Raw genomic sequence first — 25848 nt, 5'->3', positions numbered from 1 at the left:
GTGACAGGGGCGAACATGCAACCATGGTCGATGCCACTACAAATAATTCCCATTTGCCATCAGAATCCACGGACGCAAACACTCTCCGGAACCCCCTGTCGTGTCCGTCCCCAGCGAAGAACGCCTGCATCTGTTCCTGCGCCACAGGTGCGAACTGATCAACTACGCCAACGCCCTGCTCCATTCCCGGGAAACCGCCGAGGATCTGGTGCAGGAGGCCTGGCTCAAATTCGAGCGGCATTCACTGGAAGAGGTGCAGCAACCAACCGGCTACCTGTTTAGAATGGTGCGCAATCTGGCGCTGGACCATTTGCGCAGCCAACAGACGGAACAACGCTGGCTTTGCCCGCTGGAGAACGCAGAGGATGCCGTCTCCGACGCACCGGACCCGGCCAGTGCCGCACAGCAGAGCAGCTCTCTGGAGCGCCTCGAAAGCGTACTGGACACACTCGATGCAGATGCCCGCACCGCCTTCGAGATGCACCGTTTCGGCGGCTATACCCTGCAGCAGATCGCGAGCCACCTGGGTATATCGTCCAGCTCGGCCCACCGTCTGGTTCACTCAACACTGCAACGCTGCCTGCATGCACTCAAGGAGCATGGCTGATCGATGTCCGACTCACGTGAACGAGCCGAGATGCAGGCTCTCGACTGGCAGATGCGCCTGCACCAGTCGCCCCGTAACCCGCTGCTGCGCCTGCGCCATCGCCATTGGCTGGCGGCGCACCCACTGCACAAGGAGAGCTGGGACGCGGTCCACGCCATGTGGCAATTGACTGGCGAGCTGCAACCGGCAACCCGCCGCCACTGGCCCGGCAGGGGCTTGCGCACGCGCCCACTGGCCATGGCCAGCGCCGCCTGCGTCATGCTCGCGGTATTCGTCACATGGCTGGCTCTGCCCAGCCACACGCCAGGCGAAGCCCTGTCGAGCGCGGATGGCAGCCGCATCTGGTCCATCGCCGAGACACGCCTGGAGCGCCATATCGATGCGGACCGGCGCCAGGTGATCCTGCACAAGGGAGCCGCCTTCTTCGAGGTAGCACCCGACAGTTCGCGCCCCTTCACGGTGACGGCCTCAGGTATCGAGGTGCGCGTCGTGGGCACCGCCTTCGCCGTGGAATTGCAGGACAACCGCGTGCAAGTCGCCGTCGAGCATGGCCGGGTGCGGGTCGGCAGTGGCGGCAGCCACTGGCAGGAACTCGGGCCGGGGCAGATGCTCACGGTCGATCCTCAACACCTTCAGGAAGCCCGCCCTGCCGACATCATCGGGCCGATCGCACCCTGGCGGGACAACCTCCTGGTGGCCCGTAACGAAACCATCGACAGCCTGGTCACCAAAGTCGCCGCGGCCCACACCGGTTTCGTCTGGCTGCGCGACAGCACCCTCGGCCAACAGCGCGTGACCGGGCTCTACGACCTGAACCAACCCGAGCAGGCATTGGCCTCCATGGTGCGCCCGCACGGCGGCCAGGTGCGTCATGTCTGGCCCAACCTGCTGCTGATCGACACGAAAAAACACTGACGCGAAAAAAACCTGGGAAAAAAATCCGCACGCTCCGTCTTCCCCATGACATGCGAATGCATCTCATCCAGACAGGAAGAAAAGCGTGCACAATAATTTATCTGCCAAACGCCTCCACAGACTCGCCCTCGCTATCGGCCTGGCCTTCGCCGCGCCCTCCGTCCTCATGGCCGATGCCACGGACAACGTCTACCTGGAGCAACGTCACAGCTTCAACATCGCCCCACAACCTCTGCCGGAAGCCCTGCTGTCCTTCACCCAGCAGGCCGGCCTGCGCCTGAGTTTCGACAGCGGGCTGATCCCGGACGGTACGCCGTCACATGGCCTGCATGGCGAGATGAGCGTGCAGAGCGCCCTGACGCACCTGCTGGCCGGCCTCAACATCACCTGGGAACGCCAGGACGATGGCTCGCTGATGCTGCTGCCCGGCCCGGACCAGGCCAAGAGCGTGCTGCTGCAGAACACCCTGGTGGTCGACGAGGGCAGCCTGCCACAGGGCACCACCCGCTATGACCGCGAACATCTGCAAAGCATGCCCATCCGCCAGGGACAGATCGCCGAAGCCCTGCGCCAGCACCCGGCCGTCGCCTTCGACAAGAACTCGATGAGCAGCAAGACGCCGGCCGACCTGTCCGCCGAGAACGTCTCCATCAACGGCGCCAAGTACTGGGACAACCGCTTCTCGGTCGACGGCGTGAGCATGAACAACGACATCAACCCCGGCGGCAAGAAAACCCCGGCCAACTCCTCGTTCACCGACCTGCCGGCCAACACCAGCCAGGGCATGAACCTGGACGTTTCGCTGCTGCAATCGCTGGATGTCTACGACAGCAACGTGCCTGCCGAATACGGCGGCTTCACCGGTGGCGTAATCGACGCCCAGACCCGCCAGCCCAAGCGCGAACTGTCCGGCAGCCTGTCGATGAGCATCACCAAGGACAGCTGGACCGAGTACCACATCGACGACCGCTACCGCGACGACTTCTATGACTCCGGCGATGCTGACGGAAACGCCGATATCCAGCCGAAATTCCGTACGCTGACCTACCGCGCCACCCTCGAAGGCCACCCGACCGACAACATCGGCCTGATCGGCAGCGTGGTACGCCGCCAGTCGGACATCTTCGACAAGAACATCTATGCCCGCGAACAGGCCAACAACGGCGTCAGCGCGCCGACCCGCACCGACCTCTCGCAGACGGTCGACAACCTGTTCCTGAAAGGCGTCTGGCAGGTCAACGACCGCCTGACCCTGGGCAGCACCCTGAACTACGCGCCGCAGGAAGCCGAACACTTCAACATCAACACCCTCGACGGTGCCTTCGAAATGGAATCCGGCGGCCTGCAGACGATCTTCAATGCCGACTGGCAAGGCGACTGGGGTGTCTGGCACCACGTCCTCTCCTGGTCCGAGCTGGAGCAGTCGCGGCAGAACGGCGCCGACTACTTCAAGGCCTGGTACTACTCGGCGGACAAGAACTGGGCCGACCCCACTCAGCGCTGGAACGCCGCCATGGAGGGCACCTACGGCAATATCGAACAGACGCAGAAACGCCTCGGCTACGACCTCAAGCTCGACCTGCAAGCGTTCCAGATCGCAGCCACACAGCATAACGTCAAGCTCGGCGTAAGCCTGGACCGCACCAAGGCCAGCTATGGCCGCGACAAGGAGTACATCCAGGCCAACGGTGTCGACCTGATCGCCACCGGCACCTGCACCACCGCCAGCGGCCAGGTCGACAGCGAGTACTGCTCCACCTCGCCAGTACTGGCCAATACCTTCAGCGCATGGCCCAGCGGCCAGGGGCAGATGTTCCGCCGCCTGTACTACTACGTACCGGGTGAGATCGAAGTCGAGCAGGACTCCTGGGCCGCTTTCGTCGATGACAGCATCCAGTGGCGCAACCTCAATGTCCGGGCCGGCCTGCGCACCGAGCGCAACGACTTCGCCAACGACCTCAACCTCGCGCCACGCCTGGCGCTGACCTGGGACGTGCTGGGCAACGGCAACACCCGCTTGATCGCCGGCGCCAACCGCTACTACGGCCGCGACATCTTCGATATCCGCCTGCGCGAAGGCCGCGAAGGGCTGCGCTACTACTCGCTGCGCAACACCTCGACGCTGGAGTTCGGCGACCGTGTACTGGCGGCCAAGAACACCACCGACCTGTCCGACCTCAAGACACCCTACGACGACGAGTTGACCCTGGGCGTGGAGCAAGTGTTCTTCGACACGCTGTTCTCGCTGCGCTACGTGCATCGCAACGGCGAAGACCAGCTCCACCGCCGCCCGGTGAGCAACAACGGCAGCCGCCCGGACCTGGCCACCACCTACTACGAGTACACCAACGACGGCAGCACCGACAGCCGCCACTACTACCTGACCATCACCCCACTGCGCACCCTCAGCCTCTACGGGACGCACACCGACGGCTCGCTGTCGTTCAGCTGGAGTGACATCGAATCGTCCAACCGCTCCTACGACGACGACTTCGACGAAACCCTGGTGCTCTACAAAGGCAAGCCGATGAGGACCTACGAGATCCCGGTGGACAACTTCACCCGGCCCTGGTCCGCACGCCTGGTCACCAGCACACGGATTCCCGCCCTCAACCTGACCCTCGGCAACTTCCTCAACTGGCGCGACGGCTACTCCCAGGTCATCCGCAACGGTCGCACGCCCTACCAGGGTCAGAACATCTACAACTACGTGGAAAAGGACATCGGCTCGGCGCTGACCTGGGACGCGCGCGTCGGCTGGGAACTGCCGCTGGGAAAAACCGAGGCCGCATTCGTCAATCTCGATGTGGGCAACCTGCTCAACCGCCGCAACACCATCGGCAGCAGCAGTTCCACCAGCCTCACCGCCGAGATCGACTATGAACTGGGGCGCAACTACACCCTGGAAGTGGGCTACCGCTTCTGATGCCTGACCAAGGAGTCATCGTGAAACTCTTCACCTTCTGCACGCTGGGCCTCGCCCTGGCGCTGGCCGGCTGCGCCAGCAACCCCGACCGCCAGCTCGCCGAGCGGCTGGCGACCCTGCCGGCCACCGCCGGTCATGAACAGGCCAACTCGCCGGTCGCCCTGCCCATCGACGAACTGCGCCTGAACAGCCAAGCGCCAGACCGTATCGCCGTGCGCCAGGGGCCGTCGGGCGCCACCTTCCAGGACTTCGAGAACGTGCTGATCGAGCTGCGCCTGCCGCACGACGACAGTGGCCAACCGGCCATGCGCTCGCTCTCCTACCACGTCAGCCAGTCGCTGCTGGACCAGTGCAACCAGGTCTGCGGCCTGAAGATCGCTGCCGGCCAGGGCGTACCCGGCCAGTTCGTCACCTTCAATTGCGAGGGCACCCTCCTCAACCTGCGCGACTACTACCCGAGCCAGGGCAAGGAAGGCTTCTCCCTCAGCCGCGATCGCGTCAACCTGCTGGTCGGCGACCGGCCCGCCTGGTTGCAGCGCAGTATCGACAGCAACGGCCAGGGCGCTACCTTCCTGGCCTGGCAAGGCGCCGACAGGGGCTACGCACTGTTCAGCGCCTCAGCCACGGACGGCATCGCCAGCCGCCTGCTGGAACTGGCCAACTCCCTGAATGCCGGGGCACAGCCATGAGAGCGCTGCATGTGGCCCTCGCCGGCCTGCTGAGCCTGGTCGCCAGTGCGCTCCAGGCTTCGCCGCTGGTCGACACCGCCTGGCTGGAAGCCCACCTGCATGACGACAAGGTCAAGATCCTCGAAGTCAGCGTGGTGCCGGAGCAGTTCGACTTCGGCCATATCCCCGGCGCGCACAACCTGGACTGGCACACCGATCTGGTCGATCCGCTGCGCCGCGACATCGCCAGCCGCGACGCACTGCAAGCCTTGCTGCGCAAGGCCGGCATCTCCCAGGGCGACACCCTGGTGCTCTACGGCGACAACCACAACTGGTTCGCCGCCTGGGGCATCTGGGTGCTGGACGCCTATGGCCTCGACGCGGTGAAGCTGCTCGACGGTGGGCGGGTCAAATGGGAGGCCGAAGGCCGTCCGCTGACCCGGGCACCCTCCACTGCCAAACCTGGCAACCTGACCCTGGCACCGCTCTCCGAGCGGCACCGGGCACGGCTGGCGGATGTCGTCGCCATCGCCGAGGAAAAGGCGCCCGGCAAGCTGGTGGATATCCGCTCGGAAGCTGAATACCTGGGCCAGGTGATCGCACCGCCCGGCTCCACGGAACTGTCGATGCGCGCCGGGCACGTGCCGGGGGCGGTCAACGTGCCCTGGAGCCAACTGGTGAACGCGGACGGCACCTTCAAGCCGGTCGATGAACTGCGGCGTATCTACCAGGCCGTCGGCGTCGATGGCAGTACACCGGTGGTCACCTACTGCCGCATCGGCGAGCGCTCCAGTCACAGCTGGTTCGCCCTGGCCAAGTTGCTCGGCTACCCGACGCTCAACTACGACGGCTCCTGGACCGAATACGGCAACGCCGTCGGTGTACCCATCGACAACCCGTCCGGGCAGGTCTGGCGCGGCTTGTAAGCAGCCGGAAGTCATGTGCACTGCGGGGGCGTGTGTCTAAATCAGCGCGCCCTCTTGCAGACGACCGGGCAAGGCCCGAAGCTGGCGGTTTTCATGGACAGAGGACACGCCGCCCATGCTCGCAGCATCGCCCCTGAGCAGCGACATACTCCTGCACCTCGCCCTGGCGGCCCTGATCGGCGCCTGTATCGGCCTGGAACGCCAATGGCGACATCGCCTCACCGGCATGACCACCAATTCGCTGGTGGCCCTCGGCGCGGCGACCTTCACCAGCCTGTCGCTGCTGGTCGACGGCGACAGCAGCCCGACCCGCGTGGCCGCCCAGGTGGTCTCGGGCATCGGCTTCCTCGGTGCCGGGGTGATCCTGCGCGACGGGCTTTCGGTGCGCGGCCTGAGCACTGCCGCCACACTCTGGTGCTCAGCGGCGGTCGGCACCCTGGCGGGCGCCGGCCATGGCCTGCTGGCCATCCAGGTTGGCGGGTTGATCCTGCTGACCAACCTGATCCTCCATCCGCTGGCCAACCTGATCAACCGGCACACCCTGCACGCCTCGCCGGGCGAGCAGTTCTACCGTGTCGACCTGACCTGCAAGTCGAACGACGAAGCGCATATCCGCAGCCTGCTGCTCAAAGGCATCGGCCACCGCAAGCTGCGCCTGCAATACCTGGAAAGCCACGCGTTGGACGGCAGCGGCCTGGTCGAAGTCAGCGCCACGGTATTCAGCCTGCGCCGCGAGGATGAGCTACTGGAACAACTGGTGGGCCGCCTGAGCCTGGAACCGAGCATCACCGCCGCCGGCTGGCGGGCCGAGCATTCGCCAGGCTGATACGGAATGAAAACCTGGGCGGCTCATGCAGCGAGCCGCCCAGGTGTTCGCTGCGTCACTCCCCCGGTCGGAGGCTCGCCTTACCGATCCTCAGTATCGGATAACGCAGCGGTTCCAGGCTGAAACGCCCCTCGCGCAGGTGCTCGAGCAACTCCTGAGACGAGAGCCGCCCCAGGCCATCCATCATGCTCAAACGCCGCCAGCGGCCATCCGCCCCTCGAGCGAACAACGCCCCCTGAGGCCGCTCATCGGTTGCATCGACCGAAAGCACCTCATCCTGGCCATCGCCATCCAGGTCCAGCGCCATCAGGAAACATCCGGGGCGCTGGCACTTCCACGACAGGTTTCGCTCTTCCAGTAGCGCCTCGGCTCCTGGCACGGGCTCCCCCAGCCATTCGGCGGTCGCCTTTCTTGGCGCTGGCGGCTTACGCAGCGAGATCAGCCCTTGCAACGCCTCGGGCGCGTCTTGCGGATTTTCCATCAACGTCTTGAGCGCCTGGTAGCGTCGTTGCCCCGGTTCGCCGAGACGCAGGCGCAACTGTTCGAGCGAACCTTCATTCCCCCGTCCATCGAGCAGCCGCTGGTACTGGTTGGCGGCACTGAACTCCAGCGGGCTGAGCAAAGGCGTTTGCGACAACGCCATCAGGGCGGCGCTGAACAAGGCCAGCGGCGGGTTGCTGGCCACCAGCGAACCCAGCCAAGGCTGCGTTCGCCGCAGTGTCGCGATGGCCAGCGCCAAGGCGTGCAAGGCACACACCAGGGTAATCAGCACGGCGAAGAAGCGCTCGACTGTCAGCCCATACTGGTCGATCCGCAGCCACAGGGCATACCCGGCCAGGCCAGCCAGCACGGGTAAACCGAGCAGCCCCAGGCAAATGACCCCGTGCAGCCACCTCGGGTAACGGCTCTCCTGGCGGCCATCCTGAAAGACACCGTTGACCAACAGGACCTGCGCCAGCAACAACGACAACAGGATCGCCGTGGCGCTGCCCGTCTGCCAGAGCGGCTGCAAGCCAGTAAGCGGCAGGCTGAGCAGAAACAGCAGGATGATCAGCGAACTCAACGGCAGCAGCAGACGGCACAGGCCCAGCAATACCGAGCGCAGCGCGTCGATGACCTGGACACGCTCCAGACCGATCCGCAGGCCCAGGGCGAAGACCATCGGGATGCTCAGGCTGACGAACATCCTATTGAGGAACAGGCGCTTGAAAAGGTCGATCCCGAGCATGGCGAACAGCGTGCTCCACAGCCATATCAACAGCCAGAACGCCCCCACCAGCAACCCGGCCAGAAGCAGCATCAGGGCATTGTTCCAGGCATGACCGTAGAGCGCGTGGTAATCGAAACGCCAGCCTTGGCGGGTCGTCCAGGCCTGCACGAAGGGGCACAGCGTATACAGCAGCAGCCCCAACATCAGTGCACTGGCAAAACCGAACCCATAGGGCGCGTCAAATCCCCAGCGCCGGTTGAACTGCCAGACGAACCAGCCCGCCAAGGCCGCGAACAACAGGGCAGAGCCCAGCACCGGCAGCCAACTGCGGGCCTGGCGCAGACGCCCCCAGAGCAACTGCATCTGCAACCCGCCCACCAGTGCCGCCGCACACGCAGCGTAGAGCAGGGTCCGCCCGCCAGCGGACTCGACAAATCGGGCCGAGAGGAGAAACAACAGCTCCCCCTGGACCAGGCCAATGGCCAGATAGGCCCAGGGCGATCGGGAAATGCTCATGACGTGGACGCCTCCGCAAATAGGATTGCGTCTTATAAACCTTCGGCGGTAGTCACGAAAGACCAGCGCTAAAATCGCCCTCGCCTTTCCCCTCCAGCCCGCGCGGCGTAGAATCGGCCCATTCCTCGCCAGGCATCCTCCGGCAGGCTCGTGAGCCAGGCCCGGGCGGACGGTGATCCCGTACCGCCCCACGCCCACTTCCGGACGCGGCCATAGACCGCCGACCCGCTCACCCGACATATAAACGCTCATTACCTGATTAGCCGCAGGACATCGAACATGCCCGACTATCGCTCGAAAACCTCCACCCATGGCCGCAACATGGCCGGTGCCCGCGCACTCTGGCGTGCCACCGGGATGAAGGATGAAGACTTCAAGAAGCCGATCATCGCCATCGCCAACTCCTTCACCCAGTTCGTGCCTGGCCACGTCCACCTGAAGGACATGGGCCAACTGGTCGCCCGTGAAGTCGAGAGAGCCGGCGGCGTGGCCAAGGAGTTCAACACCATCGCCGTGGACGATGGCATCGCCATGGGCCACGACGGCATGCTCTATTCGCTGCCGAGCCGCGAGATCATCGCCGACTCCGTCGAGTACATGGTCAACGCCCACTGCGCCGACGCCATCGTCTGCATCTCCAACTGCGACAAGATCACCCCCGGCATGCTGATGGCCGCCCTGCGCCTGAACATCCCGGTGGTGTTCGTCTCTGGCGGCCCGATGGAAGCCGGCAAGACCAAGCTCGCCAGCCACGGCCTGGACCTGGTCGATGCCATGGTGATCGCCGCCGACGATGCGGCCAGTGATGAGAAGGTCGCCGAATACGAGCGCAGCGCCTGCCCGACCTGCGGCTCATGCTCCGGCATGTTCACCGCCAACTCGATGAACTGCCTGACCGAGGCCCTCGGCCTGGCCCTGCCCGGCAACGGCTCGACCCTCGCCACCCACAGTGACCGCGAGCAACTGTTCCTGCGTGCCGGCCGCCTGGCCGTGGAGCTGTGCCAGCGTTACTACGGCGAAGGCGACGAGTCGGTCCTGCCGCGTAACGTCGCCAGCCGCAAGGCATTCGAGAACGCCATGACCCTGGACATCGCCATGGGTGGCTCGACCAACACCATCCTGCACCTGCTGGCCGCCGCCCAGGAGGCCGAGGTCGACTTCGACCTGCGCGCCATCGACGCGCTGTCGCGCAAGGTGCCGCAACTGTGCAAGGTCGCGCCGAACATCCAGAAGTACCACATGGAAGACGTGCACCGCGCCGGTGGCATCTTCTCCATCCTCGGCGAGCTGGCCCGTGGCGGCCTGCTGCACACCGACCTGCCGACCGTGCACAGCTCGAGCATGGCCGCTGCCATCGCCCAGTGGGACATCACCCAGACCGACGACGAAGCCGTGCACACCTTCTTCAAGGCAGGCCCGGCCGGCATCCCGACCCAGACCGCGTTCAGCCAGAGCACCCGCTGGCCGAGCCTGGACGATGACCGTGAGCACGGCTGCATCCGCTCGGTCGAGCATGCCTACTCGCAGGAAGGCGGCCTGGCCGTGCTGTACGGCAACATCGCCCTGGACGGTTGCGTGGTGAAAACCGCCGGCGTCGACGAATCGATCCTGGTGTTCGAGGGCAATGCCCGCATCTTCGAAAGCCAGGACAGCTCGGTGAAGAGCATCCTCAATGACGAGATCAAGGCCGGCGACATCGTCATCATCCGCTACGAAGGCCCCAAAGGCGGCCCGGGCATGCAGGAAATGCTCTACCCCACCAGCTACCTGAAGTCCAAGGGCCTGGGCAAGCAGTGCGCACTGCTCACCGACGGTCGCTTCTCCGGCGGTACTTCCGGCCTGTCCATCGGCCACGCCTCGCCGGAAGCAGCTGCCGGGGGTGCCATCGGCCTGGTCCGCGACGGCGACAAGGTGCTGATCGACATCCCCAACCGCAGCATCAACCTGCTGGTATCGGACGAGGAGCTGGCCTCTCGCCGCGCCGAGCAGGACAAACTGGGCTGGAAGCCCGTCGCACCGCGTGCGCGCAAGGTCTCGACAGCCCTCAAGGCCTATGCCCTGCTGGCGACCAGCGCCGACAAGGGTGCGGTACGCAACAAGGCCTTGCTGGACGGCTGACCCCGGAGGGGGCTGCGGCAGCGGCAACGACAATCTTCTTGAGCAAGCGAACGGAGTGCATGAATGAGTGGTTTCCAGGCAAGCGAGCAACAACTTCCCCTGCTCTACAGCCTGGCAACCCTCTCAGACCAAACCAGGTCCGCTCTGCTCAAGCGGTTGCGTACCCTGCAGTGCCGCACCGACAGCGGTCGCCTGCTCGATGCCGACAGCCTCGCCCAGCAACTGGAGACCCTGCACAAGCAAGGCCTCATCCTGAAACTGCCGCCGCCGCAGAAACAGACCGGTGACCGCTACCGGCTGACCCCGAACCTTCGCTGTACCGTCCTGCTGCACCTGCGCCAGTCGCGGATCCTCGACAGTTGGCTGGAGCGTCTGGACGCCACACTCCCGCCGCAAGCCTGGAATGGACCGAGCCTCGAGCACCTGCACTGGGGCATATGGAGCGGCCTGCTGCGTGACGATGCGCATGCCGTCGACAACTGCCTGGGCGCCCTGAGCACCATGCTCGACCTCGACCAGTGCAACCAGGCCCATCCCTTGGGCCTGCTGCTCTCAAGCGAGCAAGGCTGGAGGCTCTACGAAACCCTCGACCAGCCCCTGCGCATGCTGCTGCTGGAAACCTGCCTGTTCTGGCACAACCAGTGCCCTGGGGAGGCGACGAAGGTCTACGAACTTGCCCTGCAACAGCCCGAACCCTCGCCACTGCTGCGCCAGCAAATCACCCAGCAGGCGCTCTACCGTGGCGACTGGGCCGCCTTCGAACGCTATGGCGCCGACTGCATTCTGCTGCCGTTGCTGCAACCCCTGCTGCAGGGCGACTCGCAACGGTCCCTGGAATGCCTGCAGGAGTGGATGGCGGCCGTGCGCAAGCAGACACGCAAGCGCAAGGTCGAGCAGCCCAGCCCGATCAATGTCCTGCACGCCCTGGCACTGATCGGCCAGGGCGACCGCTACACGGAACTGAAGCAACTGGCTCGCCAGGAGTCGAAGGGCTTTTCCGCGCCCTGCTTCCGTATCCTCGACCACATGCTCAACCAGGCCGCCAACGGCCATCAGCCCTACGACATCCATCCGCCGGCAGAACTGCCGGGCCTCGAAGGGCTGCTGAGCGCCCTGTGCCTGTACTGGCAGGACAGTGCCAACGCCAATGGCAGCAACTGGTGCAAGCACCTGCAACAGCACCGCGAGCAGCTCTCGGCCAAGGGCTACCACTGGCTGGCCGCCGAGTACGATGCCCTGATCGCGCGCCAGTTCGGCCTGCCCCGCCAGTTGCCGGACCTGCACCGTGAACAGGGCCTGACGCCCCTGCTGGAACTGCACCAGCGCAAGGAGTCCTGGCAGTACGCACTCGAAGCCCTCGGGCGCCTCAAGGCCGCACCCGCCAATGCCAGCGCTGCCGCAACGCCGCGCCAGGCACGGCTGATCTGGCTGCTCGACCTCGATCACTACTACCAGAGCCTGGAACCACGCGAACAGCGCCTCGGTGTACGCGGACAGTGGAGCAAGGGCAAGGCCGTGGCGCTCAAGCGGCTGCGCGATGAAACCGACAGCCTGGACTTCCTGCAGGAACAGGATCGCCAGGTCGCCCAACTGATCCAGGCCAGCAGCGCCTACTACGGCGGCACCCACTACGAACTGCCCGTGGGGCCGGCCCTGTTGCGCCTGATCGGCCACTCGGCGCTGTTCCGTCGCGATGCCCCGGACGTCCGTATCGACCTGGTCGCCGGCCAGCCCAGCCTGAACCTGCGGGCCGAGCAGGATGGCATCCACCTGCGGCTCGAACCAGAAGGCATCGAACAGGCCAGCGACCACTTCATCCAGTGGGAAACCCCGACACGCCTGCAGATTTACCCGGTCACCCGCGAACTGCGGCAGATTGCCGATATCGTCGGCGAGGGCCTGCGCGTTCCAAGCGCGGCCAAGGGCCAACTGGTGGACGCCGTCAGCGCCATCGCACCCTTGCTGCCGATCCACTCGGACCTGCCTGGCCTGGCTGGCAGCGTCGAGGAAATCGCCGCCGACACACGCCTCTATGCCCACCTGCTGCCCCTGGCCGAAGGCCTGCGCCTGCAACTGCTGGTGCGCCCCTTGGCCGAGGGCGGCTGGTTCCGCCCTGGGCATGGCAGTGAACGCCTGCTGGGCGAGGTCGAAGGCCGTACCGTGCAAGCGGTGCGCGACCTGAAGAGCGAACACCACACACTGCAACAGACACTCGACGCCTGCCCCGGCCTGGCCCGGGCCGACAGCGATGGCCAGGAATGGCACCTGGAGCAGCCGCAGGACGCCCTGCAAGTGCTCAGCGAATTGCAGGCGCTGGATGGCGAGCGCCTGCAATGCGTCTGGCCCGAAGGCGAACGTATGCGCCTCAAGGGCCGCAGCGGCCTCCAGCAGTTGAGGCTCGGCCTCAAGCAGCAGGGCGACTGGTTCCAGTTGCAGGGCAGCATCACCCTGGATGACGGCAAGGTGCTGCAACTGCGGCAATTGCTGGAACTGTTGCAGGCCAGCCCCGGCCGCTTCCTGAAAATCGGCGAGAACGACTGGCTGAGCATCGGCGACAGCCTGCGCAAGCGTCTCGACGAACTGGCCCACCTGGCCGAACGGGTCAGCGATGACGGCCTGCGCCTGAGCCCGCTGACCGCACCCATGCTGGCATCGCTGGCGGATGAAGTCGGTGAATTCAAGGCCGGTGCCGACTGGCAGGCCCACCTCGACCGCCTCGAATCCCTGCGTCACTACCAGCCGCAATTGCCCAGCACCCTGCAAGCCGAGCTGCGCGACTACCAGCAGGAAGGTTTCACCTGGCTGGCGCGCCTGGCGCAATGGGGTGTCGGAGCCTGCCTGGCCGACGACATGGGCCTGGGCAAGACCGTGCAGACCCTCGCCCTGCTGCTGCACCGCGCCACGCTGGGGCCGCAACTGGTCGTTGCCCCGACCTCCGTGGCGCTCAACTGGAAAGCCGAAAGCAACCGCTTCGCACCCACCCTGCAACTGCGCGACTACCAGCGCCAGCGCAGCCTCGACGCCCTCGGCCCGCGCGACCTGGTGATCGTCAGCTACGGCCTGTTGCAGCAGGACAGCGAAGCCTTCGCCACGATCCGCTGGAGCAGCGTGGTCCTGGACGAAGCCCAGGCGATCAAGAATGCACAGAGCAAACGCTCCCAGGCCGCCATGGCGCTACAGGCGGACTTCCGTCTAGTCGCCACCGGCACGCCACTGGAGAACCACCTGGGCGAACTGTGGAACCTGTTCCGCTTCATCAATCCCGGTCTGCTCGGCAGCCAGGACAGCTTCGCCCAGCGCTTCGCCAACCCCATCGAAAACGGCGAAGCCGGCGCCCGGCGGGCATTGAGGCAACTGATCCAGCCATTCATCCTGCGTCGCCTGAAAAGCCAGGTGCTGGACGAACTGCCGGCCCGCACCGAGATCACCTACAAGGTGCCGCTGTCCGACGACGAGAGCTACCAATACGAAGCCTTGCGCCAGCAGGCGGTGGACAAGCTCGCCAACACCGGCGAGAAAGATGGCCAGGCGCTCCAGGTGCTGGCGGAGATCACCCGCCTGCGCCGTTTCTGCTGCCACCCGTCACTGGTGCTGCCCGGCTCGGCATTGCTCGGCAGCAAGCTGCGGGCCTTCCAGCAGATCGTCACGGAGTTGCTGGACAACCGCCACAAGGCGCTGGTGTTCAGCCAGTTCGTCGACCACCTGGCCATCGTCCGCGAATGGCTCGACCGGCAAGGTATCGCCTACCAGTACCTCGACGGCGGCACGCCGCCCAAGGCGCGCCAAGCGGCGGTGGAGGCCTTCCAGTCCGGCGAGGGCGAAGTCTTCCTGATCAGCCTCAAGGCCGGCGGCAGCGGCCTCAACCTGACCGCCGCCGACTACGTCATCCACCTCGACCCCTGGTGGAACCCGGCGGTGGAAGACCAGGCCAGCGACCGCGCCCACCGCATGGGCCAGCAGCGCCCGGTGACCATCTACCGACTGGTCACCGAGAACACCATCGAAGAACAGATCGTCGCCCTGCACGGCCGCAAGCGCGACCTCGCCGACAGCCTGCTGGACGGCGGCGACATGAGCGGCAAGCTGGATGCGGATGCGTTGTTGCAGTTGCTCAGGGGGCAATGAGGGTATTCAGGGAGAGCTACGGCTTCAATAGAGCAAAGCCCCACCGCAACGATGGGGCTTTGTGGCACGGCATCAACCTAGGCGACATACCAGGTATCGGCAAGGGCAGGCGGCGGCACCCACTCCTGTAAAAGATCGAAATGCGCCTGTTCGAATTCGTCGATGATAGTGCTCATAGGCTTCTGGTAAGCCGAAGCATTCGTGTAGTTCGGCACGATCAACTCACTGAAACTCAGCCCCAAGTCTCCATCCTGATAGTCGCGCACGACTACATCGGCAATTGAGGTATTCCAATCTTCATCGAGGAAACGAGCGGATATGTTCAGGTCAGAATCTGAAAGACTATAGCGGATAATAAACTCCCTACCCAGGCTACTATCCAGAACCGGCCAAACACCGCTGAGCGACGGCATGTAGTTCATGGGGTTGGGTTGAACAGGGTGAAAATAAGCCGCCTGCCCCTCCAGCAATGGGACGGACTGCCCAGTTACACCCTGCACTTGGGCTCGTAACAAAACGCCTCCACCTAATACGATCAGCTTTTCAGAGTCACCTACCGGTATACGCATGACCAACCGATCGGTTTCGTCCGCATCGCCAATGATATTACTTCCCACACCGACGACAAAAGTATCAGCGCCATCGCCGCCCCATAACGTATTATTGCCAGACCGACCATCCAGAATATTGTCTCGGTCATTACCGACCAGAACATCATCAAGCGCTGAACCAATAATATTGTCGACCCCGTTTATATACAGAGTGCCACTTTGTGCCTGGTCCATCCTTAACCACCCATCCGCCCCCAGCCCTAGATTGATGCCGGACTGGTAATCGGAAAGATCAAGGGTATTGCTATATGCCCCTCCCGCCACCAGATCAATCATGACATCCGTTTCCAACTGGAGGGGGTAGGAAATTTTCAACCAATCTGACAAGGACGTCCCACTCAAAGCCTCCATGGAATAAATAAAGGCTTGATCTTCTGAATTTGTTACCGAATCAACCCAATTAATGACATAGTGCCAACTGCTTGGCTCTCCAGATTCACTGTTCGCCATGGTGATATGCAAGCCTGCCTCAAAGTCACCATAACTCAGGTAATCGTTGAACTGCGACCCGATAATATTCCGTGCGCCGCCCACATACAGTACAGCACTCTCACCCTCCTCTTGCTCCTTTTCCAATTGAAGAGCTATCCAGCCATTATTGGATACATTCAGGCTTACCCCTGTCTGATACCCCAAGAAGTCCAATGTATTTCCATAGTCACCTTGCCCAGCCAAGTCCACCATGATATCGACATTCGAGCGGACCGGTCTGGAGACGCTCAACCAATCCGATTCGGACGAGGCCTCCAGATATTCGACGGAATAAACAAACGCTTTTTCCTTTGAAGCAGGTGATGAGCCCAGATGGTTGACTGAAAACCGCCAGGTGTACAAGGCTTCAGCGTCATCCAGCCGGTCCAGGGAGATAAACAAGGCATGAGGGGTGTCGCTGTTGGAAAAGAACAGCCTGTCGTATCCTGAGCCGCCATCGATCAATGCAGCACCTGATGATTCGGCATAAGGCGGGATATATATAATGTCGTCACCGTTACCGGCATGGATAATAAAGCTCTCTTTCGCATCAGGCCAATAGTCATCTATTACATCATCACCCAAAGTCCCGACCTTTACGTCCAACTCCCGACTCAAATAAGCCACAGCACCCACAAAAGGTAATAAGCCACCTGCCTCAAAGGCATGCCCAGGCTCCAGCGCATAGATGCGAGAGACGTAATCATTGGTTGCCTGAACAAGATCGTCGTGATCTTTATCGAGGGCCGACAGTGACCTCCACCAGGAAGCAAACTGCTCTGCGGGGTTAAGTTGCTCAACCGTCTGCAAATTAGCTTTTAACGTCGCAAACAGATCATAACTGCCTTCGTACTGCTTTGTTATCCTCGGCAGACCTGGACCGCTTCCAACATTGATAGTTGCCTCTACCTGCTCCTTATCCAGCAACCACTCATTGAAGAACCGCTTATAACCCAAGAATGGGAAAAGCAGTGTACCCGCCCAGCCAGTATAATCGCCTTCAGGATAGTACTCTGGGTGCTGAAAAACCATCCGCACAGACTCACCACCATCCACAGCGCCAATACCTTCGATCGAGGGAAGGCGACCCGCATTCTGGAGTATCCGTTCAACCAGTGTAATACCAATAGCATTGGATGCACCATTGACCAAACCTTCTCCAATTCTCTCACCAAAACGCAGAAAATACTGATTAGCCGTGTAGTTGTGAATATAGGTAGCAAAGACTCCCTCGCCCTGATTTACATCCCTAGCGCCAACCATCCAAGTATAAACCTTAAGATACTCTGATTCTTCACCCGCTTCAGGCTCCGGCATAAAACTCAACAGCTTGTCATATAGAGGCTGCGCCAGACCAGGCTCAGAGGAAGATAGGCTATATTTTTCCTTGACACCCACCAACATCCGAGCCAACTCATTTCTCTGAGAGAGAGTCAGAGTAAAATCCGAATATCCGTATTCATAATTCCGTAGAGTACTCATTACCGATCATCCCTATCTTCGCTGGACTTCCATTTATAGTCAGCCACTACCGACGCCTCTATCTGCGTGCGCAGCATTCTGTCGAACTCGACAACGTCTTCCAGAGGCATTCGATCCGTTGAGAAGCGATACACCAGATTGACGGTGGGTAATACCTTGTAATCCACACTGCAAACGACGCCTCTGGGAATGTCCGGCAAACATTCCACAACAAAAGCTTGATTAAAAGGTATCGCATAGGCCTTTGAGGCCGACCGGTACCAGCCAACCTGGTCGCGATCAGGGTGCTCCGAGTTCTTGTTCGGCAAACATCCCTGCAACCCATTGTCCAGCCCCACGCGCCGGGGAAAACGGGGGTCATCACAAACGGACGCATAGTAGTCACCCTGGAACAGCCCATAAAAATCGGGTTCAGCCCGAATCAGGCGAAGCTCCCGAAGCGACGCGGCGGATGGCGTCTTGCGGTCACTCAGCCAGGCGCTGAAAGAAAAATCGATGATCAGGCTCTGCTGCGCCAGCGGGTTACCCGCGCAGCCCAACGGCTGGCTGGCATCTGGCGGCGAGGGCAGCGGGCTGTCCGCGTACGGAGCATGGGTGATGTTCAAGGTACGGATCGGCACACGCAGTACCGTTTCGCCCAGGGAAAGATAAGCTTTGCCCTCCGGGTCCGGATCAGGGCATTTCTCCGGCTCGAACACCATGGCCAACGCGGGCTGGGCCAACAGGACGAAAAGCAACACCAGGAATGATCCTGAGAGTCCCACAATCTTCCGCCATATCCATGGAGACAACGCCTGCCTCTGTAAGGACCTTAGGGTAAGACCCAAATCACCGTATCCGTAACGTCGTAAAGTACTCATTGCAGACCCTCCTGATCTTCGTTGAGCCTCCATTTATAGTCGGGCACCACCGACGCCTCGATTTGCGCGCGTAACATCCTGTCGAACTCGACAACGTCTTCCAGTGGCATACGATCCGTTGAGAAGCGATACACCAGATTGACGGTGGGTAATACCTTGTAATCCACACTGCAAACGACGCCTCTTGGAATATCCGGAGAGCAGCCCATGACAAAGGTTTGTCCAAAAGGCATCACATAATCCTGTGGATCCAATCGATACCTGCCAACCTCGTCACGATCAGGGTGCTCCGGGTTCTTGTTCGGCAAGCACCCCTGCAGCCCATTGCCCAGCCTTACGCGCCGGGGAAAGAGGTCACAGCCAGACACATAGAAGCTTCCTTGGGACAGACCATAAAAATCGGGTTCAGCCCGAATCAGGCGAAACTCCCGGAGCGACGCGGCGGATGGCGTCTTGCGGTCACTCAGCCAGGCGCTGAAAGAAAAATCGATGATCAGGCTCTGCTGCGCCAGCGGGTTACCCACGCAGCCCAACGGCTGGCTGGCATCTGGCGGCGAGGGCAGCGGGCTGTCCGCGTACGGAGCATGGGGGATGTTCAAGGTACGGATCGGCACACGCAGTACCGTTTCGCCCAGGGAAAGATAAGCCTTGCCCTCAGGGTCCGGATCAGGGCATTTCTCCGGCTCGAACTCCATGGCCAACGCGGGCTGGGCCAACAGGACAAAAAGCAACACCAGGAATGATCCTGAGAGTCCCACAATCTTCCTCCATATCCATGGAGACAACGCCTGCCTCTGTAAGGCCTTTAGGGTAAGACCCAAATCACCGTATCCGTAACGTCGTAAAGTACTCATTGCAGACCCTCCTTATCTTCGTTGAACTTCCATTTATAGTCAGCCACCACCGACGCCTCGATTTGCGCGCGCAGCATCCTGTCGAACTCGACAACGTCTTCCAGTGGCATACGATCCGTTGAGAAGCGATACACCAGATTGACGGTGGGTAATACCTTGTAATCCACACTGCAAACTACTCCCTGAGGAATGTCCGGCATGCACTCCACGATAAAAGTCTGGCCGTAGGGCATTGCATAGTTCTGAGTATCAATCCGGTATGTGCCGGACTCGTCACGATCCGGGCGCTCGGGATCCTTGTTTGGCAAACATCCGTACAAGCCATTGCTCAATCTTTCACGTCTAGGAAGTCGATCACAGCCGGGGTTATATGAGGGCCTCTGGGAGATCCCATAGAAATCGGGTTCAGCCCGAATCAGGCGAAACTCCCGAAGCGACGCGGCGGATGGCGTCTTGCGGTCACTCAGCCAGGCGCTGAAAGAAAAATCGATGATCAGGCTCTGCTGCGCCAGCGGGTTACCCGCGCAGCCCAACGGCTGGCTGGCATCTGGCGGCGAGGGCAGTGGACTGTCCGCGTACGGAGCATGGGTGATGTTCAAGGTACGGATCGGCACACGCAGTACCGTTTCGCCCAGGGAAAGATAAGCCTTGCCCTCAGGGTCCGGATCAGGGCATTTCTCCGGCTCGAACTCCATGGCCAACGCGGGCTGGGCCAGCAGGACGAAGATCAATGGCAGAAATGACAGTGATTGCGGCATGGCTTTTCTCCCTATCCATGGATATCCAACACAGGTGTACTACAAGAGCAAAAATACAAAAACGAGAATTATTCAAAATAAAAATAATCGTAAACATCTCAAGGCCGGATATGGCATCTCCTCCGAATCCCGTTGACGGAAAAGATTCGAAACATTCTGAAGCCTGCCGTCTATCACGGCACGTTGACGGCGGGACGGCAGCCTCTCTAGTCTTCGCCGCGTAACGCCGGGCCCCTCTGACGGCTGCCGCCGCCATGTCGGAGTTACAGTCTGTATAACTTCGACTGAAGGAGGGGCCTGATGAACGCCCTAGAAACGTTTTTCCTCGCTGAATTCATGGGCACGGCCGCCTGGCTGTGGCTGTCCTTTCTGGTACTGGTCTTTTCCCTGCTGGCGTTCGATCTCGGTGTACTGCACCGCGACAGCAAGCCCATCGGCGTCAAGGAAAGCCTGATGCTCTCCGCCGGCTACATCACTGCCGGCCTGCTGTTCTCGATCTGGGTCTGGTATCAGAAAGGCGGTGACTCCAGCCTCGACTACCTGACCGGCTTCCTGATCGAGAAATCCCTGTCCATCGACAACGTCTTCGTCATGGCGCTGATCTTCAGCTTCCTCGGCATTCCCCGCGAGCATCAACACAAGGTGCTGTTCTGGGGCATCCTCGGGGTGATCGTGCTGCGTGCGCTGATGATCGGCCTGGGTGCGGTGCTGATCCACCGCTTCGAGTGGATTCTCTATGTGTTCGGCGTGTTCCTGGTGGTCACCGGCGTACGCATGCTGTTCGCCAAGGTCGATGACGAACCAGACCTAGCCAACAATTTCCTCGTCCAGTTCCTGCGCACGCACCTGCGCGTCACCGACCGCCTGCATGGCCAGCGCTTCTTCGTGCGCCAGCCGAACCGCCACGGTAAGACCGTGCTCTGGGCCACGCCCCTGCTGCTGGCGCTGATCCTGATCGAGTGTGCCGACGTGGTGTTCGCGGTGGACAGTGTCCCGGCGATCTTCTCCATCACCCAGGACCCGTTCATCATCTACACCTCGAACATCTTCGCCATCCTCGGCCTGCGCGCGCTGTACTTCGCCCTGGCCGCGCTGATCCATCGCTTCGCCTACCTCAAGTACGCACTGGCGCTGGTGCTGGTGTTCATCGGCGGCAAGATTTTCCTGGTCGGCATCATCGGCAAGATTCCCGCCGGCATCTCGCTCGGCGTGACACTGGCGCTGCTGGCCGGTGGGGTGCTGCTGTCGCTGTGGAAGACACGCAACGAAGCCACTGCGCCTGTACAGGCACACGACGAGAAGTGACCGAACAAAGATAAGCAGTGCGCTCACACGAGCTGCCCGCTTCGAGCCATCGCACACGAACGGAACCGACCCGCTTCTCAAACGTCTGGCCTGGCGAAATGCTCGGCAAGTTCAGCCAGGTCCCGTTCGCCCAATTGTCCGGCCAGGTAGCGCAACTGCAGCCACGCGAGCAGGTACCCATGCCGGGCATCCGCCAGATCACGGCGAGCGTTGTAAAGCTGTGCCTGGGCATCGAGCACATCGAGGTTGACCCGCTCGCCACCCAGTACGCTTTTACGGGTGGCTTCGACCAGGGTGGCGGCGGACGCCTCGGCCATCTGGTAAGCGCGAATCTTGGCCTGGGCGCTGCGGCACAGGTTGTATTGGCGGCGCAATTCGTTGAGCGTGCCGGCGCTCTGGGCGTCCAGTTCATGACTGGCCTGCTCGAACTGACGGGCGGCCTGGCGCCGACTGGCACTGTTGGCACCCCCGGCGAACAGCGGGAGGTTGAGCTGGATACCAATGGAGTCGGTGTCGTAACGCTGGTTGTAGCTGCTTTCCGAATCGGAGCGGGTCAAGCGGCTGCTCGCGACCAGACTGAGACTGGGCATGTGGTTGGCGCGAGCCTGTTCGACCTGCTGCTCGGCCACGCTCAAGGCATGGCGCTGCGCGGCCAGCTCGGCATTGCTGGCCAGTGCAAGGTCGCGCCAGGCCTCGAACCCCTGCGGGTGCAGCGGAGGGAATCGTGGTGCCGCGAGCAATGGTGTCAGATCCTCGAGCAGCAAGGGCTCGCCAATGATCGCCTGCAATTCGCGCAAGGCGATGTCCAGCGCATCGTTCGCCTCGATCTCCTGAGCCAGTGACAGGTCATGGCGAGCCTGGGTTTCGAGCAAGTCGGTACGGGTGCCTTCGCCGCCTTCGAACAAGCGGCGATTGAGCTGCAGACGCTCGGTGTAGGCACTGCGCTGGGCCTGCGCCAGGGCGATGCGCTCCCCCGCCAGCAACGCCTCGCTGTAAGCCTGGAACAGGCGCACCATCAACTCCTGCCCGCGTCCACGCAGGCGCTCGTCGGCCAGCAGCGCACGGGCCTCGCCCTGACGGTAACGGGTCCAGGCGGCATAGTCGAACAACGGCTGTTGCAGGCTGACCACCGAAGCGTAGCTGCGATAGTCGCGCTGATTGGTGACCTCACCGGTCAACCCCTGCTGAGTGACTTCCGACTCGTTGCGGGAGTTGGTATAGCGGTAGTCCAGCCGTGGCAGCAGCGCGGCACGGCCAATGGCGCGGTGCTCCTGACCTGCCTGATGCTCGCTGATCGCGGCCTGCAAGGTCGGATCATTGCGCAGTGCCAGGGCATAGGCATCGAGCAGGCCGAGCGCGTGGGATGGAAAGCTGAGGCAGCACAGGGCCGCGAATGCAACGGCCTCAAGACAGGGGCGCATGCTCACTCCTCCGCCAATGCCAGGTGGGTACGGTCCAGCAATGGCTTGAACAGGTAGTTGAGCAGAGAGCGCTCACCCGTTCGCACAAAGGCCTCTACCGGCATACCGGGGCGGATATCCAGCCCTGCCAATTGCTGCATACCTGCATCGCTGACACGACTGCGTACAAGGTAATAAGGCTCCCCGGTCTGTTCGTCGAGCAGGCGGTCGGCCGAAACCAGGGTGACTTCACCGATCACTCTTGGTGTCTTGCTCTGGTTGAAGGCAGAGAACATAAGCTCCACTTCCAGCCCCGGACGGAGTTTGTCCACCAACTCAACCGGCGCACGGGCATCGACCAGCAATGATGCACCGGCGGGAACGATTTCCATCAATTGCTGGCCTGGCGCAATCACCCCACCCTCGGTGAACACACTCAGCCCGACCACCGTACCGCTGGCGGGCGACTGCACCTGGGTATTGAGCAATTCGAACTCGGCGCTGCGCAGACGATTGGCCAGGTCCTCGGCATTCAATTGGGTATCGGCCAGTTGCTGACGCACGTCCTTGTGGTATTCCTCCTGGCGCTGGCCACTGCGCAGGCGCAACTCCAGCGCCTGACGTTGCAACTGGCCGATATCCCCCTGCCCCTCGGCAATGGCGCCGTTGAGCTGGGCATACAGGCGCTCCTGATCGAGCAGACGGTTGCGCGCGATATAGCCTTCCCGGGCCAGGCTACGCAGGCTCTCCAACTGCTCGCGAAGGGTATCGCGCTGCTCCTGCTGGTAGTTCATGGACGCACGCAGCCCCCGCAGTCGCGCCTCGACACCGGCAAGGTTTTCCGCCAGTGCATCCAGTTCCAGGCGCAACGCCTGGCGACGGCTGTGCAGCAGTTGCCGTTGCAATGCCAGTGCGGTGGCCACCCAGGGCTCGCTCGTGCGGCCCAGTAATGCCTCGGCAAAGGCGATGTTTTCCAGTCCGTCGCGCTCGGTAATCAGCCTCGCCTCACTGGCACGGGCAGCAACGTACTGGGCCTGGAGCGACTCGTGCTGGGCGCGTGCCAGGGTCGCGTCGACCTGCACCAGCACCTGTCCGGCCCTTACCTGCTCGCCATCGCGCACGAGGATGCGCTCGATCACCCCACCACTGGGGTGCTGCACCGCCTGGCGACTGCCCGCCACCACCACGCTGCCAGAGACCGGCACCCCCTTGTCCAGCGGTGCCAGTGCGGCCCAGGCGATGAAACCACCAAAGCCGGCCAATACCAGCCAACGCCCCAGACGGGCATGACGACGCTCATCGAACGGCAGCACGCTGGCTGATGGAGAAACTGCTGAAGAACTGCTCTGCATGGAAATATCCCGGTGCATGGATACATTTTCGCGCCCCTCTCCCGAGGGAGCGGAACCGCTTCTGCTCCCCACTCCCGCTTGCGGGAGTGGGGCTGGATGAGAGGGAAATCAGGCCTTCGGCGTGCCGTAACTCATGTTCAAACTCGGCGCGACTCGCAACTGGGCCGCTGTCGTTGCGGGTGCCGGGCGGGCTGCCTGCTGCAAATCCTGTAATACGCGCGCTGCCGGGCCGAAGGCCTGCATCTGCCCTCCGCGCAGTACCAGCAGTTTGTCCGCGCCACTCAACAGGGCAGGTTTGTGAGTGATCAGTACCAACGTGCACTTGTGCCGCTTGAGCTGCTCGATAGCAGCCAACAGAGCCTTTTCCCCTTCTTCGTCGAGGTTGGAATTGGGCTCGTCGAGTACGATCAACGCCGGTAGCCCATAGAGCGCACGGGCAAGGCCGACACGCTGCTTCTGCCCACCAGACAGCCCGCTGCCGCCCTCGCCCAGCGGCGTGTCATACCCCTGTGGCAGACGCAGAATCAGTTCATGGACACCCGCAAGCTGCGCGGCGGCAACCACCTGCTCGGCATCCACCTCGGCAAAGCGAGCGATATTTTCCGCGATGCTGCCCGCGAACAATTGCACATCCTGCGGCAGATAGCCGATATGGGCACCAAGCAGCCGCTTGTCCCACTGTTGCAGATCGGCACCGTCCAGACGCACCGTGCCGGCCAGGGCCGGCTGCGTCGCGACCAGCAGGCGTGCCAGTGTGGATTTGCCACAACCGGACGGCCCGATCACGCCCAGTACCTCACCAGGCTCCAGGGCAAAGCCGATACTGCTCAGCACGGGGGTACGTCCACCGGGGGCGGTCGCCACCAGGCGCTCGACCTGCAGCCGTCCCTGCGGCGTCGGCAGCGCCATGCCCGCATCACGTTCAGGGCATTGCGCAAGCAACCCGGCCAGTCGCTCATACGCCTGGCGCGCCGAGGCCCATTGTTTCCAGGCGCCGATCACACCATCCAACGGCCCAAGCACGCGGCCCACCAGAATCGAGCCCGCGATCATCATCCCCGGCGTGATCTCCCCGGAGATCGCCAGCAGCGCCCCCAGCCCCAGCATCAACGATTGCAGGCCAAGGCGTACGCCCTTGGACCAGGCGCTGACGGCAGCAGTCTTTTCACTGGCCTGGTTCTGCAAGGATAGGAACTCGACATGCTCGCCCAGCCAGCGGGCACGCAGGTTGCCCAACATCCCCATTGCCTCGATCACTTCAGCATTGCGCAGGTTGGCCGTGGCCCGCTGCGTGGCACGGATCGACACCTTCCCGGCCTCTGCCAGCGGCGCACGTGAAACACGCTGATTGAGCCAGGCCAGCCCCATGAGCAACACCGCGCCAGCCAGGGCCAGCAGGCCCAGCCAGGGGTGGAAGAGAAAAATCACCGCCAGGTAGATCGGGAACCAGGGCGCGTCGAAAAAAGCGAACAACGCATTGCCCGTGGCGAACTGGCGCAGCGTGGTCAGGTCATTCAGCGATTGCCCGGCCGCCAGACTGCCGCTTTTCAGATTGGCCTCGAAGGCAGCCGTGTAGACACGCTGGTTCAGGCGCATATCCATCTGCGCGCCCAGGCGAATCACCACCAGGCTGCGAACCCACTCCAACGCGCCCATGAAGGCGAACAGGCCGACCACCATCAGCGTCAGCATGGCCAGGGTCATCTGATTGCCTGAGGCCAGCACCCGGTCGTACACCTGCAGCATGTAGATAGCCGGCGCCAGCATCAGCAGGTTGATGATCGCGCTGAACAACCCGACACCATAGAAGCTGCCTTTATAGGCAGACAGGGCACCCAGGATTTCATTGGAGGGGCTACGTGCTGTCATGGCATGAATTTCCTGATGGCGGAAATCGATCCGCCACGACGATATGGAT

The 25848-nt window shown here is 62.4% G+C and carries 17 protein-coding genes; 9 read left to right on the top strand and 8 right to left on the bottom strand.

What is annotated here, in order from left to right; all coding sequences use genetic code 11:
- Positions 1-100 precede the first annotated feature (100 nt).
- The 6 genes from HW090_RS11720 (at position 101) to HW090_RS11695 (ending at position 6868) form a co-directional block, all read left to right on the top strand.
- Complete coding sequence (locus HW090_RS11720) at positions 101-607, top strand: RNA polymerase sigma factor (RefSeq protein ID WP_179113707.1); 507 nt, start codon at positions 101-103, stop codon at positions 605-607.
- A 3-nt stretch (positions 608-610) separates the two neighbouring features.
- Positions 611-1522, top strand: coding sequence for a FecR domain-containing protein (locus HW090_RS11715; RefSeq protein WP_179113706.1), 912 nt, complete (start codon positions 611-613; stop codon positions 1520-1522).
- An 85-nt stretch (positions 1523-1607) separates the two neighbouring features.
- Entirely contained in the window at positions 1608-4448 is a 2841-nt protein-coding gene (locus HW090_RS11710) for a TonB-dependent receptor (protein WP_179113705.1), read from the top strand.
- A 20-nt stretch (positions 4449-4468) separates the two neighbouring features.
- On the top strand, positions 4469-5137 hold the full coding sequence (locus HW090_RS11705; RefSeq protein WP_179113704.1) for a hypothetical protein: 669 nt from the start codon (positions 4469-4471) through the stop codon (positions 5135-5137).
- Positions 5134-6042, top strand: coding sequence for a sulfurtransferase (locus HW090_RS11700; RefSeq protein WP_179113703.1), 909 nt, complete (start codon positions 5134-5136; stop codon positions 6040-6042). Before HW090_RS11705 ends, HW090_RS11700 begins: the two co-directional genes overlap by 4 nt.
- A 133-nt stretch (positions 6043-6175) precedes the next feature.
- Positions 6176-6868 (top strand): MgtC/SapB family protein, encoded by a 693-nt coding sequence (locus HW090_RS11695; protein ID WP_218673578.1) that lies wholly within the window; start codon positions 6176-6178, stop codon positions 6866-6868.
- 55 nt (positions 6869-6923) lie between these two features.
- On the opposite strand, the gene HW090_RS11690 is transcribed toward HW090_RS11695, so the two are convergent.
- Entirely contained in the window at positions 6924-8594 is a 1671-nt protein-coding gene (locus HW090_RS11690) for a DUF4153 domain-containing protein (RefSeq protein ID WP_179113701.1), read from the bottom strand.
- A gap of 279 nt (positions 8595-8873) precedes the next feature.
- Between HW090_RS11690 and ilvD the strand changes: the two genes are divergently transcribed.
- Both ilvD and HW090_RS11680 read left to right on the top strand, forming a co-directional pair.
- On the top strand, positions 8874-10712 hold the full coding sequence (ilvD, locus tag HW090_RS11685) for a dihydroxy-acid dehydratase (protein WP_179113700.1): 1839 nt from the start codon (positions 8874-8876) through the stop codon (positions 10710-10712).
- A 63-nt stretch (positions 10713-10775) separates the two neighbouring features.
- A complete protein-coding gene (locus tag HW090_RS11680) occupies positions 10776-14837 on the top strand; it encodes a DEAD/DEAH box helicase (protein ID WP_179113699.1) in 4062 nt (1353 codons plus the stop codon).
- Positions 14838-14914: 77 nt separating this feature from the next.
- On the opposite strand, the gene HW090_RS11675 is transcribed toward HW090_RS11680, so the two are convergent.
- The 4 genes from HW090_RS11675 to HW090_RS11660 form a co-directional block, all read right to left on the bottom strand.
- Complete coding sequence (locus HW090_RS11675; RefSeq protein WP_179113698.1) at positions 14915-17401, bottom strand: hypothetical protein; 2487 nt, start codon at positions 17399-17401, stop codon at positions 14915-14917.
- Positions 17401-18141: a hypothetical protein gene (locus HW090_RS11670; protein WP_179113697.1), complete on the bottom strand. Its 741-nt coding sequence runs from the start codon at positions 18139-18141 to the stop codon at positions 17401-17403. Before HW090_RS11670 ends, HW090_RS11675 begins: the two co-directional genes overlap by 1 nt.
- 116 nt (positions 18142-18257) lie before the next feature.
- On the bottom strand, positions 18258-19115 hold the full coding sequence (locus HW090_RS11665) for a hypothetical protein (protein WP_179113696.1): 858 nt from the start codon (positions 19113-19115) through the stop codon (positions 18258-18260).
- Positions 19112-19873: a hypothetical protein gene (locus HW090_RS11660; protein WP_179113695.1), complete on the bottom strand. Its 762-nt coding sequence runs from the start codon at positions 19871-19873 to the stop codon at positions 19112-19114. Before HW090_RS11660 ends, HW090_RS11665 begins: the two co-directional genes overlap by 4 nt.
- A gap of 300 nt (positions 19874-20173) precedes the next feature.
- Between HW090_RS11660 and HW090_RS11655 the strand changes: the two genes are divergently transcribed.
- Entirely contained in the window at positions 20174-21178 is a 1005-nt protein-coding gene (locus HW090_RS11655) for a TerC family protein (protein WP_179113694.1), read from the top strand.
- Positions 21179-21255: 77 nt separating this feature from the next.
- Here HW090_RS11655 and HW090_RS11650 read toward each other — a convergent pair whose 3' ends face one another.
- The 3 genes from HW090_RS11650 to HW090_RS11640 all read right to left on the bottom strand — a co-directional run bounded on the left by HW090_RS11650 (position 21256) and on the right by HW090_RS11640 (position 25799).
- On the bottom strand, positions 21256-22599 hold the full coding sequence (locus HW090_RS11650) for a TolC family outer membrane protein (protein ID WP_179113693.1): 1344 nt from the start codon (positions 22597-22599) through the stop codon (positions 21256-21258).
- A 2-nt stretch (positions 22600-22601) separates the two neighbouring features.
- On the bottom strand, positions 22602-23930 hold the full coding sequence (locus HW090_RS11645) for an HlyD family type I secretion periplasmic adaptor subunit (protein WP_256930661.1): 1329 nt from the start codon (positions 23928-23930) through the stop codon (positions 22602-22604).
- Between the two features lie 108 nt (positions 23931-24038).
- A complete protein-coding gene (locus tag HW090_RS11640; RefSeq protein WP_179113691.1) occupies positions 24039-25799 on the bottom strand; it encodes a type I secretion system permease/ATPase in 1761 nt (586 codons plus the stop codon).
- Between the last annotated feature and the right edge of the window lie 49 nt (positions 25800-25848).

This window comes from Pseudomonas sp. ABC1 (assembly GCF_013395055.1).
In the GTDB taxonomy this organism is placed as follows: Bacteria; Pseudomonadota; Gammaproteobacteria; order Pseudomonadales; family Pseudomonadaceae; genus Stutzerimonas.
This window is presented reverse-complemented; position numbering and strand designations above follow the sequence as displayed.

Coding starts and splice junctions, on each gene's coding strand:
- HW090_RS11645 (WP_256930661.1), bottom strand. CDS start 23,930: ATGCAGAGCAGTTCTTCAGCAGTTTCTCCATCAGCCAGCGTGCTGCCG.
- HW090_RS11655 (WP_179113694.1), top strand. CDS start 20,174: ATGAACGCCCTAGAAACGTTTTTCCTCGCTGAATTCATGGGCACGGCC.
- HW090_RS11650 (WP_179113693.1), bottom strand. CDS start 22,599: ATGCGCCCCTGTCTTGAGGCCGTTGCATTCGCGGCCCTGTGCTGCCTC.
- HW090_RS11700 (WP_179113703.1), top strand. CDS start 5,134: ATGAGAGCGCTGCATGTGGCCCTCGCCGGCCTGCTGAGCCTGGTCGCC.
- HW090_RS11690 (WP_179113701.1), bottom strand. CDS start 8,594: ATGAGCATTTCCCGATCGCCCTGGGCCTATCTGGCCATTGGCCTGGTC.
- HW090_RS11640 (WP_179113691.1), bottom strand. CDS start 25,799: ATGACAGCACGTAGCCCCTCCAATGAAATCCTGGGTGCCCTGTCTGCC.
- HW090_RS11715 (WP_179113706.1), top strand. CDS start 611: ATGTCCGACTCACGTGAACGAGCCGAGATGCAGGCTCTCGACTGGCAG.
- HW090_RS11675 (WP_179113698.1), bottom strand. CDS start 17,401: ATGAGTACTCTACGGAATTATGAATACGGATATTCGGATTTTACTCTG.
- ilvD (WP_179113700.1), top strand. CDS start 8,874: ATGCCCGACTATCGCTCGAAAACCTCCACCCATGGCCGCAACATGGCC.
- HW090_RS11660 (WP_179113695.1), bottom strand. CDS start 19,873: ATGCCGCAATCACTGTCATTTCTGCCATTGATCTTCGTCCTGCTGGCC.
- HW090_RS11680 (WP_179113699.1), top strand. CDS start 10,776: ATGAGTGGTTTCCAGGCAAGCGAGCAACAACTTCCCCTGCTCTACAGC.
- HW090_RS11665 (WP_179113696.1), bottom strand. CDS start 19,115: ATGAGTACTTTACGACGTTACGGATACGGTGATTTGGGTCTTACCCTA.